A 16,818-nucleotide genomic window follows, 5' to 3' on the forward strand; every position below is an offset into this window, starting at 1 on the left:
GCCGGACTGGTTCTGCATAGAAGATAGTGCATCAGACACATCCGACTCAGGCAGCTCCTGCTCAGGGACATCCACATCAGGCTCATCTGACGAGAACCGTATAAGCAGCACCATGATTCGCAAACTTGTCATGGAAGGCAGGGTTGATGAGGCTCCAAAATATCTTGGAAGATATTACCAGATAAGGGGGAAGGTTATAAAAGGTCGAGAAAGGGGAGGCAGCCAGCTTGGATTTCCAACTGCAAATATAAAACTCCACGATGAGCTTTGTCCTAAAATGGGGGTTTATGCAGTTACTGTAGAGACGGTTAACGGAAATTTTACAGGAGTTGCCAATATTGGCTACAGCCCGACTTTTGAGGATCATATTTTTACCATAGAAGTCCATGTGCTTGATTTTTCCGGCGACATATATGGCACAAGAATCAGGGTCAATATGATCAAGCGTTTACGGGATGAGAAAAAGTTTTCTGGAATAAAAGAGCTGGCAACCCAGATCAACTCTGATATTAAGACTGCAAGAACACTGTTTGAAGATCTCTCCAACAAAACCAGATTATAAGGTATATTTATATGGCTTTATTAAAAATTCTTGAATACCCGGATCCTTTTCTGCTTCGCAAGGCTGTTCCTGTTGAAAATATTGATAAAGAGACACTGCTACTGATTGAAGACATGATAGATACCATGTTTGACGCACCCGGGGTTGGCCTTGCCGCTCCCCAGATCGGCAGTGATAAAAGAATTATTGTTTACAACACAGTTGCAGGAGTTGACTCTTCTACTGAAGATTGTGAAAAACAGAAAAATGAGAAAGAGCTTCAGGAAGCAGATCATAAAAATGAGACAACCCAGGAACAAGAGAACACTTCTAAGGACAATGTACCCTTTAACAGAAATGACGCAAGAGCCATCATAAATCCTGAAATAGTATCAGCATCAGGCAGCCTTGTTTCAGAGAGTGAAGCCTGTTTGAGTGTTCCTGATTTCAATGCAAATGTAAAGCGTTTCAGCAGGATTACTGTAAAGGGACTAAATATTGACGGCAAGAAAATTCAGTTTGATGCCGAAGATATTCAGGCTGTGATCCTTCAGCACGAAATTGATCATCTTAATGGAATTCTCTACATCGACCATATAAGTGTCCTGAAAAGAAACATGTACAAGAAAAAGATCATGAAAAGGCTCAAAAGCAAATGAGAAAACGCCAGAAAATAATCTTCATGGGAACACCGGAGTTTTCAGTCCCTCCCCTTAAAGCACTTGCAGCGGCACATGATATTTCTCTTGTTATAACCCAGCCTGACAGACCAAAAGGGCGAGGAAGAAAACTTTCTCCTCCTCCTGTTAAAGAGGCTGCTCTTGAACTTGGCATTGAGGTGTTTCAACCTAAAAAAATCTCCGGAAAGGATGAAGATGCAATTCTTGAAAAATTAAAAGCCCTTGAGCCAGATTTTTTTGTTGTTGTTGCATACGGACACAAGTTAAGCAGAAAAATGCTTGATATCCCAACCATTTATCCCATAAATATCCATGCATCCCTCTTGCCGGCATACAGAGGCTCTTCCCCAATCCAGGCTGCCATAATGAACATGGATAAAGAATCCGGTGTTACCACCATGATCATGGATACAGATCTTGATACAGGAGATATGCTCCTCAAGGCCGTAACTCAACTTACAGAAGATGAAACTGCCCAGACCCTCCATGACCGCCTCTCCATAATGGGTGCAGAGCTTATAATAAAAACCCTTGAAGGTATTGCAGATAACACCATAACTCCAGAACCACAGGATCACTCAAAAGCAACATTTGCTCCGATGCTGAAAAAAGAGGATGGCAGGATAGACTGGTGCATGGAACCTGAAGAGATATCAGCCCAGGTAAGGGCAATGACACCATGGCCCGGGGCATTCACCTTTATCAATGACAAGAGAATAAGAGTCATGAAGGTAAGGTGCATGGATATAAAATCTGATGAGCCTCCAGGAACTGTTATTAACTGCACATGTGACGAGATTCATGTAAGGGCGGGCTCTGGCGCCATTGCCATTCTTGAGCTTCAGGGAGCATCTGGCAAGTGTCTATGTTCTGAAGAGTATTTAAGGGGAAACAGACTTGGCACAGGTGAATGCTTTCTTTAGAACCTAAAAGATACCGATGAGAGGATTAAATATTCTCTCTAAATGACTATAAGAATTCCTGATACTTATGAAATTTCGCTTTAGGAGCAAACAACTATTTTGGACACATCCTGTGACCCCCGCCAGACTGCCATTGCAGTTTTAATTGAAAACAGCAGAACCCGTCGCCCCCTTGATGCTGTTATTGAACAGTTTTCATCTCTTATGGATACCCTCTCCCGCAGGGACAGATCCCTTGCAAATGCTTTGATCTACGGAACACTTCGTTGGCAGAACTACCTTGACTGGCTGATTCAGCCATTTTCGGACAGAGATATTACAACCCTGAAGCCAGATATAATTTACATTATGCGTATGGCCATGTTCCAGGTGGTTTTCATGGATAGAATACCTGTATCAGCCGCTGTCAACACGGCTGTGGATGCGGCAAAAAGGCAATCACACAAGGGAACAGCAGGCTTTGTCAATGCAGTCCTTAGAAAGGCAACTGAGCAATATAATACAGTTGCTCTTCCAGATCAGGAAAAGAAGCCTGAACTTTATCTTTCAATATCAGCTTCCATGCCAATTACCCTTGTACGTAAATGGATCTCCCGTTTTGGATTTGATAAAACAGATCTGCTCTGCCGAACCATAAACGAGATTCCTCCCATCACCATTCGAACCAATACACTTAAGATTAACAGAGAAGAACTGATTTACAATTTTTCAAATGATGTGGAGCACATTGCACCAACCAGTTTTTCAAGTGTTGGAATATCATTTACAAGACCTGCTAAGGCTATACATGAGACAGATTCTTTCAAATCAGGATTTTTTCAGGTACAGGATGAAGCAGCCCAGCTTGTAACAGAGATTCTTTCTCCCCAGCCAGGTGAGAGGATTCTTGATGCCTGTGCAGGGCTTGGTGGTAAGACAGGCCATACAGCACAGCTTATGCAGAATAGAGGCACAGTGATCGCAGCAGATACAGATGCTGCAAAACTTGAGCGCCTTGCACAGGAAATGGATCGCCTTGGTATAACAATAGTTAAAACCTGTAACATTGACCTTTTAAAAGCACTACCTGCTGATTTTCAGGGAGAGCTTTTTGACAGGGTACTTGTGGATGCACCATGTTCGGGACTTGGAGTGTTGAGAAAAAACCCTGATTCAAAATGGAAACTTACCAAAAAAGATATGGCACGCCTTGCCATACGTCAGCAAAAAATGCTTTTAAGCGCTGCCAACCTTGTAAAGCCTTCCGGCCTGCTTCTTTATGCCGTATGTTCATGCGAGGTTAGAGAAAACGAAGATGTTGTGGAGTGGTTTCTTGATCAAAGGAGAGATTTCAGGGTTAAAAATCATTTTCCTACACTTGATGCAGCATTGAAAAACAAGAGTGTCTCGGACAGAGGATTTTTCAGAACATATCCTGACAATCTTGATATGGACGGTTTTTTTGCAGTGCTTTTTGAAAATTTTTCCTGAATCCAGAGGAGTTGTTTTCCGTTGAATTACAAGTTAAAACTTCGCTTTAAAGATCGAATGGGCATTGTTGCTGATATCTCAACAACCCTTGCCGGTTCAGGTTTTAACATTATCTCCATGGATGTTGACCGCAAAGAGGATGAAGCACATGTATATACGGAAATTGAAAATATTACAAAAAAAATAGATAAAGAGGCTCTTTCCCATATCTTTGATGAGATTCAAAGTTTTATGGAGTTTCAGTTTATTGACATTCTTCCACAGGAGGAGAAAGCAAACCGTTTCAGGGTGGTACTTGACAACATGAGTGACGGTGTTGTCTCCATTGACAAAGATGGCAATATTACCACCATAAACCAGGTTGCAAGCGCCATTTTTATGCAGACACCAGAATCACTTGTGGGAAAGCATATAAAAAGCCTTGATTTATCCCATTATGAGATCCTGGAATCTCTTAAAGGCAAAAAGGTCAATAATGCAAAGCAAAACCTTATCACCGACAGTGGCAGATATCAGTATATTTCAACTTGCAAGCCAATACGGGATTCATCAGGCCGGATTATAGGCGCAGTTGAAATTGCAAGGGAGATGCATGAGATCAGAAAACTTGCACGATCAATCTCACAGGAGATGGAAGGTATAAGTTTTGGCGACATTATCGGTAACACCGAGGCCATTAAAGAGGCCATAGCATTTGCCCAGAAGATTGCAGCCACAGATGTCACTGTTGCCATTCATGGTGCAAGCGGTACCGGAAAAGAGCTTTTTGCAAGCGCGATCCACACGGAGAGCAACAGAAAAGGCCCCTATATTCCTATAAACTGCGCAGCCCTTCCGGAGCAGCTCCTTGAAAGCGAACTTTTCGGTTATGTTGGAGGGGCATTTACCGGAGGCAAAAAAGAGGGAAAGGCAGGGCTTTTTGAAACTGCAAACCAGGGAACCGTTTTTCTGGATGAAATTGCAGAGATGCCAATGGGTTCCCAGGCCAAACTGTTAAGGCTTTTGCAGGAAAAGGCTGTAAGAAGAATTGGAGGAACAAGGGAGATTCCTGTAAATGCAAGAATTATTACTGCAACCAATAAAAACCTTGATCAACTGGTAAAGCAGAATAAGTTCCGTGAGGATCTTTACTACAGAATAAATGTGCTGCCCATACATATCCCCCCTTTGAAACACAGAAAAGAGGATATTCCCCTTTTGCTGGAACACTTCTTTTTCCGGCTTTTCATGCGTCTTGGCAAGAAAGTTCCGCCCCTTACTCCTTATGCCCTGGAAAAACTTGTTCAACATGACTGGCCAGGTAATGTTCGAGAGTTAAAAAATGTAATTGAAAGAGCTGCATTTATATCCAGGGGGACTACCATTGATAAGGATGCAATTCTTTTCAGTCACGAACTTAGCAACCATCATGAAAATATTGTCCATTCCCAAAATAGGACAATTGAACCCATTAAAGAACAAGTGGCAGAGCTTGAAAAAAGGATTATTGTGGATGCATTGAAAAATCTTAAGACAGTACGCAAGTCAGCCCTTGCTCTTGGCATATCTCACCCTGCCCTTTTAAAGAAAATGAAGAAGTATGATATTAAGATGGATGTTTTAATTACCACTGGAAACTAAAAGCATATAAACATTTAAGTTTAATTAATTCAGATAGATAATGAATTAAATTTTTAATAATGGTATTTTTTATTACCACATCTCATTATATTATGGCATATTTCGTTGTATATTCTATTGTTTTATGCAAAATACTTCTTTTCAAAACCTTCCAGAAAATAGATAGAGAGGAGTAAACGGGGTCAATAAAAAAAATGAGCATATTTTAATGATAAATTTCAGTATATTAACTTTTTTTATCATTTTCTATAGTCAATTGATGGCATTTGTTTTGCTATACAGATTTTCAACACATTAACAGAACAAATAACAGGTAGTGTCCCAAACCTGTGGACGACTCTCTGGAAATACTTATCAATAGAGTCGTTTCCTTATTAGATCAACGGATTTGGGACACCACCAAATAACAAAATTAACAGAACAAATAACAAAATCGGGGATGACTCTCTTAACCCCTCAATGACTGAATTAGAAAGTTCAATTAATCTGGAAAATAGTATCAATATTTTTTTGAAAATTAAAAAGGAGACAGGACATGATTGTTGGAATTCTCAAAGAGATCAAAGTAGCTGAAAAACGTGTATGCATGACCCCCGCAGGTGTTTCTGTAATGGTGGCTAACGGTCACACAATTCTTGTGGAAAAAGATGCTGGAAAAGGAAGCGGTTATGAAGACTCTGCATATGTTGAAGCAGGTGCCACAATCATAGGGACTCCGGCAGAAATATATGAAAAATCCGACATGGTAATGCATGTAAAAGAGCCACAGCCCTCAGAGTACGATCTCATCAGAAAAGACCAAATTGTTTTTACCTATCTCCATCTTGCTGCTGACGAAGCCCAGACAAAAGCACTTATTAAAAGTGAAGCTGTCTGCATAGCCTATGAAACCATTGAAAAACCAGATGGTTCTCTGCCCCTGCTTGTACCAATGAGTGAGGTTGCCGGTCGCATGGCTGCCCAGGAAGGAGCTAAATACCTTGAGATGCCCCAGGGTGGAAGAGGTGTGCTTCTTGGTGGAGTAACAGGTGTTGAACCTGCCACAGTTGTTGTTATAGGCGGTGGTGTTGTTGGAATCAATGCCGCAAAAATGGCCTGCGGACTTGGAGCAAAAGTTTATATACTTGACACTAATCTTAACCGTTTGAGATATCTTGATGATGTTATGCCTGCCAACTGTTTCCCTGTAATGTCAAACCCTGTTGTTTTAAGGGAGCTTGTCACAAAAGCTGATGTGGTAATAGGTGCTGTACTTGTAGCTGGCGCCAAGGCTCCAAAGCTTTTGACAAAGGATATGCTCAAAGATATGAAAGATGGTTCAGTGGTTGTTGATGTTGCCATTGATCAGGGTGGATGTTTTGAGACTTCAAAAGCCACCACACACACAGAGCCAACCTATGTAGTTGAAGGTGTTATTCATTACTGTGTTGCCAATATGCCAGGTGCTGTTGCCAGAACTTCCACACAGGCTCTGACCAATGCTACTCTTCCATATGCCCTTCAGATTGCCAACAAAGGCTGGAAACAGGCTATTAAAGATAGCGAGGAGATCAAAAAAGGTGCCAATGTTGTTAATGGTAAGGTAACATTCAAGGCTGTATCAGAAGCTTGGAACCTTGATTATACAAATATTGATGATCTTATTTAATGTCGTAAAGTGCATTGACAGGCATAAAAAGATTCCCTGACAGGCATGAAAAAAACTGAATTGTATCAAGGGGCAGACACTTAAGTGTCTGTCCTTTTTTTGTATATACTCTCATGATTGCGAGGGCATACAAGGTGGCGACTTTGATTTAACATAAAGGGAAAATGAAAAATGAAAATAGCATCAATTCAGATGGCTGTGATTGAGGACGATAAAAATGCTGCAATTGAAAAAGCTCTTGCAAAAATTCGTTGTTGCAGGGGAGCAGACCTTGTTATTTTACCCGAGATATGGAATGTGGGATTCATGAGCTTTGACAGCTATATTTCAACTTCAGAAGAGCGCAATGGCCCAACCATGACAATGCTTGTCAATGCTGCAAGGGAGATATCAGCTTACATTCACACCGGCAGTTTTGTTGAGTGTGAAAACGGCAAATACTACAACTCAAGTTATCTTGTATCACCTGAAGGTGAGCTTCTTGCCAACTATCGTAAAATCCATCTTTTTGGATACAATTCTCTTGAAACACGGATTTTGACACCTGGCAATTCTGTTACTGTAGCAGACACCTCCCTTGGAAAGATTGGAATGGCTACCTGCTATGATCTCAGGTTCCCTGAGCTTTTCCGAAAAATGGTTGATCTGGGTGCGGAATTTTTTTTGATATGCTCTGCTTGGCCATATCCAAGGTTGGAAGCGTGGCAACTGTTTAACCGAACCAGGGCGTTGGAAAACCAGTGTTATCTTATCTCTGCTAATTCAGTGGATATGAATAGAAATACAAGGTTTGTTGGGCACAGCATGGTTGTTGATCCCTGGGGCACAGTTATTGCCGGAGCTGGTGACAAAGAGAGCATATTAAAGGTTGAAATAGACTCAAAAGAGATTCAAAGCGCAAGAGAAGAGTTTCCTGTTCTGAAGAGCCGAAGGGTAAATCTTATAACCTAAGGCAGTTACTGACCACGGTTCTGGGTTGTTGTTCCTCCGCCATCAGAACCTGTTGACCCCTCTCCTTTGCCTCCGTGATTCTGATCTCCTCCGGCATATGCAAAAGATGATAAAACAATCATTGCCAATGCAATAAATCCTATAATCTTTTTCATGACACACCTCTCTTTTTTTACAGCTTTTTTTGTAAACAGGCATGATTGATTACGTATCAATCACCCCCAAATATAAAAATGATAGTCATTTTCACGGTAAACGGGCATGGCTGCCATCCAGCCACCCCCGAATATGGAAAATTGTATCCATTTCCACGTTAAAAGTACTTTACACTTTTTTTTATGGAGATGCCCGAAAGATAAGGTATGTTATTCCAGAAAGTGTAAGCTGGGAAATGAAGGATACCACTTTTTGGCATCCTTCATATCAGCTCAAAAGTAGTTTACACTTTTCGAAAATTTTGAACCATGATTAAAGGATTTAAGGATTAACATGATGAATAATCAAGAAAATCCCTTAATCATGAAAATCATGGTTCAGAAAAGTGTAAACCGATAAATGAAAGATACCCACTTTTTGAATCCTTATTTTCAGATTCGACAATACTCTTGAAATGAATGCTATTCATAAATTGAGTTTAATGTCAATATATTTCAAAAGCAACTCTATACTAAACATAAATTTAACTTTCTCCTTATACCTCCCTAATTAATTCGTTTTATAATACTGTCTGAATCAGAATTCCCAAGATTAACAAAGATAAGGCAGAATTATCTATCCTGAACATCTTTTTTATCCTGGCTATCCTGATTCAGACAAATTCAGTAAATGGAAAAAGCGATAAAATGTTGATTTTGAGCATATATCTGAGAATGATAAGTTGTTGAAATTATAAATCTAATGGCTTTTGTGCTCAAAAAATGTTGATTTTAAGCAATTCAAAGGAGTCCACTATGGATGATAGTAATATTTCTGCCTGTATGGATTCAGGGAGAGAATCTGTTCAATTTGAAGAAGAAACTGCAAATAACGAAATAATTACAGGGGGACACAAATCATTTTTGACCCTTGGTATGAAGCTTGTCGTTGTTGTTGGGCTGGTTTCCAGTTTATGCATTGGTCTCCTGGTTTTTGTCAACTGGAACGCAAATAGAGATATCAGTGTCAAAATTGAAGGGGTAACAGCGCTGAGGGATGGCTTAAGCCAGCATTTAAGGAATGAAATTGTCAACCTTCAGGATAAATACCTTCAGATACCGCAATATTTTGAGGTTAACCCGACAAAGGATATTCTGACATGGATTGACAGCAATTATCCTGACAAGAGTGAGCAGTTCCTCAAAGGTCGCAGTCAATATGCTTCACTGTTTTCAAGGACACAAAAAAGGGATATTTCAAAGGGTAAATTTATCACTCATATCATGAATGACTCACTGATAGTTGTTCAGGGCTTGATGGACGAACATGACAATTTCATGGATTCTGTAAAAATGATTCAACTTCCCTGTGCGGACCCTCAAAAAGAGCGCTCAAAGGTAAATGCTGAAATTGACAGACTTTCCAACTCCGACAGCAAAGAGAATCTGACAAAAACCATCGCATCACTGACAGGGATGCTTGCAGATGAAGCAATTGAAGCTGAAAAAGTCCGCAACGAGATTGTTCAGTTTGTAAATAAAATTGTTACTGAAGATCTTGATATCAAAAAATTCAGGCAACAGAAAGAGCGATTAACTTTCTTTATTGCAATGACAACTATTATTGTCAATCTTATGGTTCTTTACCTTGTCACATGGTTTGTTATTGAAAAACCACTTCGCACTCTTGCCCAGGTAATTAGCAGAATACAGAAAGGCCAAAAGACCGAAATTCCGTTTAAAAATCGTTTTGACAAAGTAGGAGTGCTGGCACGTACTGTCCAGGGATTTAAAGAAGCACTTGAAAACCTAAAAAATGAGGGAGATCGTAAACATGAAGAGCAAAAGATGGTCAAAGGCCTCATTGCCCTTATGACCGAGATGATCCATTCCCTTGGTTCAAAATCAAAAAATATGGCTGAGGCAGCATCAACTCTGCATGACCTGGCAATAAGCACCGAGTCCCAGTCATCACAGGTAAACGATTCCGCAAACCACACAGCAGCAAATACAGATGCAGTTTCAGAAGCAGCCGGTCGCCTCCAAATTTCTGTGGAAAATATTGGCAGCCAGATAAAAACACAAAATGATCTTGTGGAAAAAATGATCTCTGTAACAGAAGAGTCAATGACAGATATTGATGCTCTTGACAAGGCATCCACTGAAATTGCCTCAATTATTAAAATTGTCAGAGATATTTCAGGTCAGACAAAACTTCTTGCATTAAATGCCAATATTGAAGCTGCGCGTTCAGATTCCGGAGGGAATGGCTTTTCTGTTGTGGCTTCTGAAATAAGAACTCTTTCAAATCAGACAGAGACGGCCACAGGAGATATTTCGGAAAAGATTCTCGCCATACAGCAGGCAAGCCATAATATCATTGACAGTATAAAGAGTATGAAAGAGCGTATCTCTTCCCTGAGCCAGGCCGGAAAGCGCATCGAAATAACAATGTCTGAGCAGAAACAGGCCACAGCTGATATTGTCCGGAATGCAGATATGACAGCCTGCGAAACACAGGATGTTTCCGGTCGAATCCAGGAGGTAAAAAGCGCTGCAGAACAGACAAGGATATTGTCAGGCAGGGTTGAAGAAGAGAGCCGGAATCTTCTGGATGGTCTTGACGATCTTCTGGGCAATGCTATGCAAAAATTGTCGATTATCGGTATGGATAGTAACTCTCTTTTGTGCGTTCGCAGGAATTCCGGAAAAAATGATGCAATAAAAGAATCAAATAAACAGCAAAAAGGATTTGGTTCAAAAAAAGATACCTTACGAACCATGGGGACAAAAAGATGTGACAGCATCAATCCGGAAATTGCCACTGAAAAAAAGGCAGCATAAGTTTTAACAGATGAGTGGACGCAATGATGATCAGAACCAAAAGTTCAGAGTACCTCTCAATTGTATGGAAAATCTACCCGATATTTTAAGGAATGAATACGAAATAATGTGTCCATTTAGAATTCTCAAAAGTACGGCTTAAAGTGGTCGCCTGTTTTGAAATTGGCAAATTATTTAAGACTCATTCCTAAACTTGAAGAGGCAGTAGAGATAAAAGGGAAAGAATAATGATAGAACTTGCAGAAAAAAGGTGGAAATCCTGTATTGAAAAGATTGAATATGCATTCCAGCCCATTGTCAATATTCATACAGGAAATGCCTTTGCTTTTGAAGCCCTTCTAAGAAATTACAGAGAAGCAGGTTTTGAATCCATTGATGAGCTGTTTGATCAGGCATGGCAGGAAGATGTGCTTCATCATGTGGATCTTGAATTGAGAAAAAAAGCCCTTGAAAAGTTTGCTGAGTACAAACAGGGCAGAAGAATCAAGCTTTTTTATAATCTTGACAACCGACTGCTTTGCTCAAGTGACTACGAACCTGGTCAAACGATTTATGCACTTGAAAAATTTGGTTACTGTCTTGAGGATCTCTGCTTTGAAATTTCTGAAAAGCATGACATATCCCTCACTTCCAGTTCAATTAAAACATTGTCAAATTACAGGTCCCAAGGCTTTAAAATTGCGGTTGATGATTGCGGAACAGGTTTTTCAGGTTTTCAGACCCTATATTATGCCGAACCTGATTATATTAAGATTGATCGTTTTTTTATACAGAACATGGAAAATGATCCTAAAAAACGTCTTCTGGTTGCAACTATAGTTAATATGGCTCACTTCATGGGAAGCCTTGTTATGGCAGAGGGCGTGGAAACCGTTGATGAACTGACAAGCTGCAGAAACATTGGCTGTGATATGGTGCAGGGTTTTTTTTGTCCAGAGGCCAACTCTGAATATTAGTGAAATGCAGCTTCAATACATGCATATTGAGACCCTCACAAAACAGGATCAACGCCATGATTCCATCAAAGACAGGGATCTTATAAGGAATAAAATTGAGTACATTCCACCTGTCTCCTCAAGTTGCAATGCCATGAGCCTTTTTGACAAGTTCCGGCAGGAAGATAAGCACACATTTTTCCCTGTGGTCAACAGATATGAAGAGCCCTTGGGTATCATTAAGGAGACTGCATTTAAAAAATTTTTGTTTCATAAATTTGGAAGACAGCTTCTTGAAAATCCAGCTTTTGGAAAGGATCTCAATGGTTTTCTGACCAGAATCCCTGTTGCTGACATTCACTCTTCAGTTGAAAAAATGCTTGAAGTTTATGCCCAATTCAATAGTAATGAAGGTATCCTTATTGTGGATAACCACAAATATGTTGGATTTATAAGACCCCAGTCCCTGTTGAAAATCATAAATGAAAAAAACTTGAGCTTTGCAAGAAACCAGAACCCACTTACCAAGTTGCCAGGTAACACCATGATTCATGAGTATTTTTCAAGAGCTCTTGTTGATACAAGCTCAAGCTACCTGCTTGTTTACTTTGACTTTGACAACTTCAAACCCTTTAATGACACCTATGGATTCAGAAATGGCGATCGGCTTATTCTGATGTTCTCGGAGCTTCTAAAAGATGCTGAAATTTATGAAAACAGGTTTGCAGGCCATATAGGAGGAGATGATTTTTTTCTGGGAATAAAAGGCGGCAATATCAAACATGTCTGCATAGAAATGAAACAAATGACTGAAAAATTCAGGCTGGGAGCAGAGAGCTTCTATGATACAGAGGCTATAAAAAACGGCTATATCCTTGCAAATAACAGGGATGGGAAAAAACAAAAAATTCCGCTTGTAAGCATCAGTACAGCCATTCTGGAATTACCCTCCCAGGTGGATCGATTCTGTTCCATTGAGGAAGCTGCCAACATAATCGCTAAGCTGAAGAAAAAAGCAAAAAATTCCAGTAGCGGCTTTTGTGTTGAAAACATCATGAAATATATTACAAATAACCATTGCTCTTTATTAGACTCCATAACAAACGATCTTGCAAAACCTTCATGGTCTAATCCAAAGGGTAGGAGCCATGATCACAAAAACAATTTGGGGTATTTTCACGGTAAAAATGAAATTTTAAGCATTGGTTAGAATCGCCCTATAACATTCTTTATTGGTTATTTCTACTTTGTTATCTTCTTAAATTGTCTGAATCAGGATAGTCAGGATTCACAGGATAAAAGGTAATTTTGCAAATCTTGTTAATCCTGAACATCCTGGGCATCCTGATTCAGACACCAAAAATAGGAAGCAAAGATAAGCTAACAAAGTAGAATTATAATCGCCTTATAAAATTTTTTGACGCTTGGAACAGGCAAAATCCGTTGCTGATTCATCACTGGTTATGCTAATCTAAAAATTGACCCTGAAAGGGAAAATATGAGGTTTTGATTCTATTTTTGCCATTTTTTGTAGGGACAATCCCCTGTGGTTGCCCTTGTAAAGGGCAGGTATTGGAGGGACTCCCCCTACACTGGCAGACATTAGAACCAACCCCACATATGAGATTCATAAATCAGAAGATGAACATTACGCAAAGAAAATGCCTATGGAGCCAAGCTTATGAAGAAAGGGCACACTATTGTGGAGACAAGTTTATCTTTGTCTCTATCCAGTTTTACAGACAGCACAACAGACACTTTTAGAGACACCGCAATAGACACATTTATGCAGATACCTGTTTTGTGTAAGCCTGTGGTATCTCTTGCACTCCCGATAGTATTCCTTTTGATCATATCATTCCCGATTTCAGAGATGAATGCCATGCAGCATTCGGAAAAAATACTTGTTCTGCATTCATACCATTCAAATCTTTCGTGGGTTAATTCAATTGAAGCCGGCATTGAATCTGTTTTTAAAGATAGTGATGTTAATATCTGGTATGACTATATGGATACCAAGAGAATTAACAGAGCTGATTTTTACAAATCTCTTTTTGATTTTTATAAAATCAAATATCAGGATACAAGATTTGATATCATTATCTGCTCTGACAATAATGCACTTGATTTTTTAATAAAGTATCGCCACGCTCTTTTTCCTGATACACCCATTGTTTTTTGCGGAATCAATAATTTTTCGCCTGAAAGTATGTCAGGCCAAAGAGATTTTATTACCGGAACTGTTGAGGAGGTTGATTTAAAATCAACCATTGACATTGCCATAAAACTCCATCCTGATATACGTTATGTTGTCTTTTATGGTGATGACTCTCCAACCTGCCGCCACAACAAGGCACTTCTGGACAAACTTATTCCTGAATATGAAAAAATTCTTACATTTGAATATAAAATCAATTTTAATCAGACCCAGATGCTTGATGATGTCAAAAAACTCAAAGCAGATCGCATGATACTGCTTGCAACGACTGTACGTACAGAAACAGGAACTCTTCTTTCATTTGAAGAGTCCGCTAAGGAGATTGAAAAAGTAAGCCATGTACCAATATATGGCTGCTGGGATTTTTTTATGGGACATGGTGTTGTTGGGGGAATGGTTGTCAACGGCTTCAGACAGGGTGAAACTGCCGCACAGATGGCCATGGAGATCCTTGATGGAAAAACTCCACAAGAGATTCCAATAGTAATGAAAAGCCCCAACCGCTATATGTTTGACAACAGACAGCTTGAAAAATTCAATATCAAAAAATCCAGTTTGCCCGAAAGTGCCATTGTCATAAACGCAAAGCCATCTTTTTATAAGTCTCACAGGCAGATTATTATTACAGGCTCCACAATTTTTCTTTTCTTAGTAATTGTAATTATTGTTTTGGGTTATAACTTTAATATAAGAAGAAGGGCAGAAAAAAAGCTGAAAAAGAGCGAAGGTCACCTTCGCTCCCTTATTAATACCATTCCTGATCTCATATGGCTTAAAGATGAAGATGGAGTTTATATCTCATGTAACTCCAGATTTGAACGATTTTTCGGGGCAAAGGAAGCTGATATAAAAGGAAAAACAGATTATGACTTTCTTGACCGAAAAGTTGCAGATTCCTTCAGGGAAAAGGATCTTGCTGCAATACGTTCTGGAAAACCCCAGATCAATGAAGAGGAGATCGTATATGCAGATGACGGCCACAGGGAACTGTTGGAAAAAATCAAAACCCCCATGTATGACTCGGCATCACAACTTATTGGTGTCCTGGGTGTTGCAAGGGATATAACAGCCCGTAAAAGTGCTGAAGAGTCCCTTAAACAAAGTGAAGCCCGCTTCAGAAAGATGATTGAAAAATCTCCGTTTGCCATGATGATTGTTGACGATAATGACAATATCATTTTTGTCAACGACAAGTTTGTCAATATACTGGGATATGAAAAAAAAGATATTCCTGATATGGAGAGTTGGTGGCAGAAAGCTGTAACAGACATTGACAGCAAAAAAAGATTACATGATATCTGGAAATGTGTTGTTGATGGATCTGTAACTATTTGCATGGATAGTTCCGAAAAAACCAACGGCACTGAAGAAAAAATGGCAATTAGATCAAACAAAGGGAGAAGCATATCTGATGATGCATCAGAAAATGTTGTGATGCAGGAGTGTGACCTTGCAACAAAAAACGGCACCAAACGAAGGTGCGAATTTTACATGACATCCCTTGGAGATATAGCACTTGTTATACTTAAAGATGTAACTGAACATCGCCTGATCGAAGAACGTCTCCAGCAGGCACAGAAGATGGAGGCCATAGGTACACTTGCAGGCGGCATTGCCCATGATTTTAATAATATTCTTTTTCCGCTCATGGGCTTTACTGAGATGCTTCAGGATGATTTTCCAAAAAACAGCCCTCAGCAGCAGTACATATCAGAGATACTTCAGGCAGCCTTTCGGGCAAGGGATCTTGTAAAACAGATTCTGACATTCAGCCGCCAGAGTGATAAACTTGTAATGCCTGTAAGTATTCAACTGATACTGAAAGAGGCCCTGAAACTTCTCACGGCCTCCATCCCCAAAACAATTGACATACAGTCTGATATTGACCCTGACTGCGGTATGGTGGTAGCAGATCCCACCCAGATTCACCAAATTATCATGAATCTTGCCACCAATGCATATCATGCCATGCAGGAGACAGGGGGGCAGTTGAAGATAAGCCTTCGGCAGACAACAATAAAACCTGGATTTATAGATACTATCTCTCCCTGGAACTTTTTTTCATCTGAAATGTCAGAGGATGATGCTGTGCCTTCCGGAGATTACGCTCTTTTGACAGTTGCAGATACAGGATCGGGGATTGACAGGGATATCCTTGATAAGATTTTTGACCCCTATTTTACGACAAAGGATATAGGCAGGGGAACCGGTCTTGGACTTTCGGTTGTTCAGGGAATAGTAAAAAGGTGTAAGGGCGGCATAAGGGTTGAGAGTCAGGTGGGCCTGGGAACAAGAATTCATATTTGCATTCCAATAAACAGAGATGCAGTGGATGATATTAAGGATGCCCAAAATAGTAAGGATATTAAGAAAGGGAGTGAGCGAATACTTGTTGTTGATGATGATGAGACCATTTTAAAAATGGAGACAATGTTTCTGGAGAGGATAGGTTATAATGTCACAAATATCGTTGGGAGTGTTCGTGCTTTGGAAACATTCAGACAAAATCCCGACAATTTTGATCTTTTAATTACAGACATGACAATGCCTGGTATGACAGGAGTGGAGCTTGCTTCTGAAATCAAAAAAACAAGACCTGATCTTCCCATTGTAATATGCACAGGTTACAGCGACCTTATAGATATGGAGAAAAGCATTGAACTTGGTTTTGAAGGATATCTTCAGAAACCTGTTTCAGGATATGAAATCTCATCAACAGTCAGAAAAATTCTGGATGGCCATAAGCAAAAAAGCAGCAATACATAATTGTTCAAAAATTGACATTTTATTACTTTTCCAACAGTAGTTGCATTTGTTTAAAAATACCTTAATTGATGCCCCTGTAAAAAACAAG

Annotated in this window: 12 protein-coding genes; 11 read left to right on the top strand and 1 reads right to left on the bottom strand. The window is 39.8% G+C overall.

The features are described 5' to 3' along the window. From MTBBW1_RS09110 to MTBBW1_RS09140, 7 genes are all read left to right on the top strand, one after another. A partial coding sequence (locus MTBBW1_RS09110; RefSeq protein WP_281255628.1) for a riboflavin kinase occupies window positions 1-562 on the top strand: 562 nt, incomplete at its 5' end. Between the two features lie 11 nt (window positions 563-573). Then, window positions 574-1,200, top strand: coding sequence for a peptide deformylase (locus tag MTBBW1_RS09115; protein ID WP_080802324.1), 627 nt, complete (start codon window positions 574-576; stop codon window positions 1,198-1,200). Then, a complete protein-coding gene (fmt, locus tag MTBBW1_RS09120; RefSeq protein WP_080802329.1) occupies window positions 1,197-2,144 on the top strand; it encodes a methionyl-tRNA formyltransferase in 948 nt (315 codons plus the stop codon). The genes MTBBW1_RS09115 and fmt overlap by 4 nt, the downstream gene beginning before the upstream one ends. 99 nt (window positions 2,145-2,243) lie before the next feature. After that, complete coding sequence (gene rsmB / locus MTBBW1_RS09125) at window positions 2,244-3,614, top strand: 16S rRNA (cytosine(967)-C(5))-methyltransferase RsmB (protein ID WP_186441174.1); 1,371 nt, start codon at window positions 2,244-2,246, stop codon at window positions 3,612-3,614. A gap of 21 nt (window positions 3,615-3,635) precedes the next feature. Further along, window positions 3,636-5,234, top strand: a complete 1,599-nt coding sequence (locus MTBBW1_RS09130) for a sigma 54-interacting transcriptional regulator (protein ID WP_087881745.1) — start codon at window positions 3,636-3,638, stop codon at window positions 5,232-5,234. Between the two features lie 535 nt (window positions 5,235-5,769). After that, window positions 5,770-6,882 carry an alanine dehydrogenase gene (gene ald / locus MTBBW1_RS09135; RefSeq protein ID WP_080802333.1) on the top strand — a complete coding sequence of 371 codons (1,113 nt, stop codon included), beginning with the start codon at window positions 5,770-5,772 and terminating at the stop codon, window positions 6,880-6,882. 171 nt (window positions 6,883-7,053) lie between these two features. Further along, entirely contained in the window at window positions 7,054-7,833 is a 780-nt protein-coding gene (locus MTBBW1_RS09140; protein ID WP_080802336.1) for a carbon-nitrogen family hydrolase, read from the top strand. A 5-nt stretch (window positions 7,834-7,838) separates the two neighbouring features. On the opposite strand, the gene MTBBW1_RS28280 is transcribed toward MTBBW1_RS09140, so the two are convergent. Continuing rightward, complete coding sequence (locus MTBBW1_RS28280; protein ID WP_186441175.1) at window positions 7,839-7,988, bottom strand: hypothetical protein; 150 nt, start codon at window positions 7,986-7,988, stop codon at window positions 7,839-7,841. A 795-nt stretch (window positions 7,989-8,783) separates the two neighbouring features. Between MTBBW1_RS28280 and MTBBW1_RS09145 the strand changes: the two genes are divergently transcribed. The 4 genes from MTBBW1_RS09145 (at window position 8,784) to MTBBW1_RS09160 (ending at window position 16,730) form a co-directional block, all read left to right on the top strand. Further along, complete coding sequence (locus MTBBW1_RS09145) at window positions 8,784-10,811, top strand: methyl-accepting chemotaxis protein (protein ID WP_186441176.1); 2,028 nt, start codon at window positions 8,784-8,786, stop codon at window positions 10,809-10,811. A 227-nt stretch (window positions 10,812-11,038) separates the two neighbouring features. After that, a complete protein-coding gene (locus tag MTBBW1_RS09150) occupies window positions 11,039-11,767 on the top strand; it encodes an EAL domain-containing protein (RefSeq protein ID WP_080802342.1) in 729 nt (242 codons plus the stop codon). A gap of 19 nt (window positions 11,768-11,786) precedes the next feature. Beyond that, on the top strand, window positions 11,787-12,956 hold the full coding sequence (locus tag MTBBW1_RS09155) for a diguanylate cyclase domain-containing protein (protein WP_186441177.1): 1,170 nt from the start codon (window positions 11,787-11,789) through the stop codon (window positions 12,954-12,956). A gap of 471 nt (window positions 12,957-13,427) precedes the next feature. Then, on the top strand, window positions 13,428-16,730 hold the full coding sequence (locus MTBBW1_RS09160) for a hybrid sensor histidine kinase/response regulator (protein WP_080802346.1): 3,303 nt from the start codon (window positions 13,428-13,430) through the stop codon (window positions 16,728-16,730). Window positions 16,731-16,818 lie beyond the last annotated feature (88 nt).

The organism is Desulfamplus magnetovallimortis, from assembly GCF_900170035.1.
Lineage (GTDB): Bacteria > Desulfobacterota > Desulfobacteria > Desulfobacterales > Desulfobacteraceae > Desulfamplus > Desulfamplus magnetovallimortis.

Coding starts and splice junctions, on each gene's coding strand:
- MTBBW1_RS09160 (WP_080802346.1), top strand. CDS start 13,428: ATGAAGAAAGGGCACACTATTGTGGAGACAAGTTTATCTTTGTCTCTA.
- fmt (WP_080802329.1), top strand. CDS start 1,197: ATGAGAAAACGCCAGAAAATAATCTTCATGGGAACACCGGAGTTTTCA.
- MTBBW1_RS09140 (WP_080802336.1), top strand. CDS start 7,054: ATGAAAATAGCATCAATTCAGATGGCTGTGATTGAGGACGATAAAAAT.
- MTBBW1_RS09150 (WP_080802342.1), top strand. CDS start 11,039: ATGATAGAACTTGCAGAAAAAAGGTGGAAATCCTGTATTGAAAAGATT.
- MTBBW1_RS28280 (WP_186441175.1), bottom strand. CDS start 7,988: ATGAAAAAGATTATAGGATTTATTGCATTGGCAATGATTGTTTTATCA.
- MTBBW1_RS09115 (WP_080802324.1), top strand. CDS start 574: ATGGCTTTATTAAAAATTCTTGAATACCCGGATCCTTTTCTGCTTCGC.
- MTBBW1_RS09145 (WP_186441176.1), top strand. CDS start 8,784: ATGGATGATAGTAATATTTCTGCCTGTATGGATTCAGGGAGAGAATCT.
- MTBBW1_RS09155 (WP_186441177.1), top strand. CDS start 11,787: ATGCATATTGAGACCCTCACAAAACAGGATCAACGCCATGATTCCATC.
- ald (WP_080802333.1), top strand. CDS start 5,770: ATGATTGTTGGAATTCTCAAAGAGATCAAAGTAGCTGAAAAACGTGTA.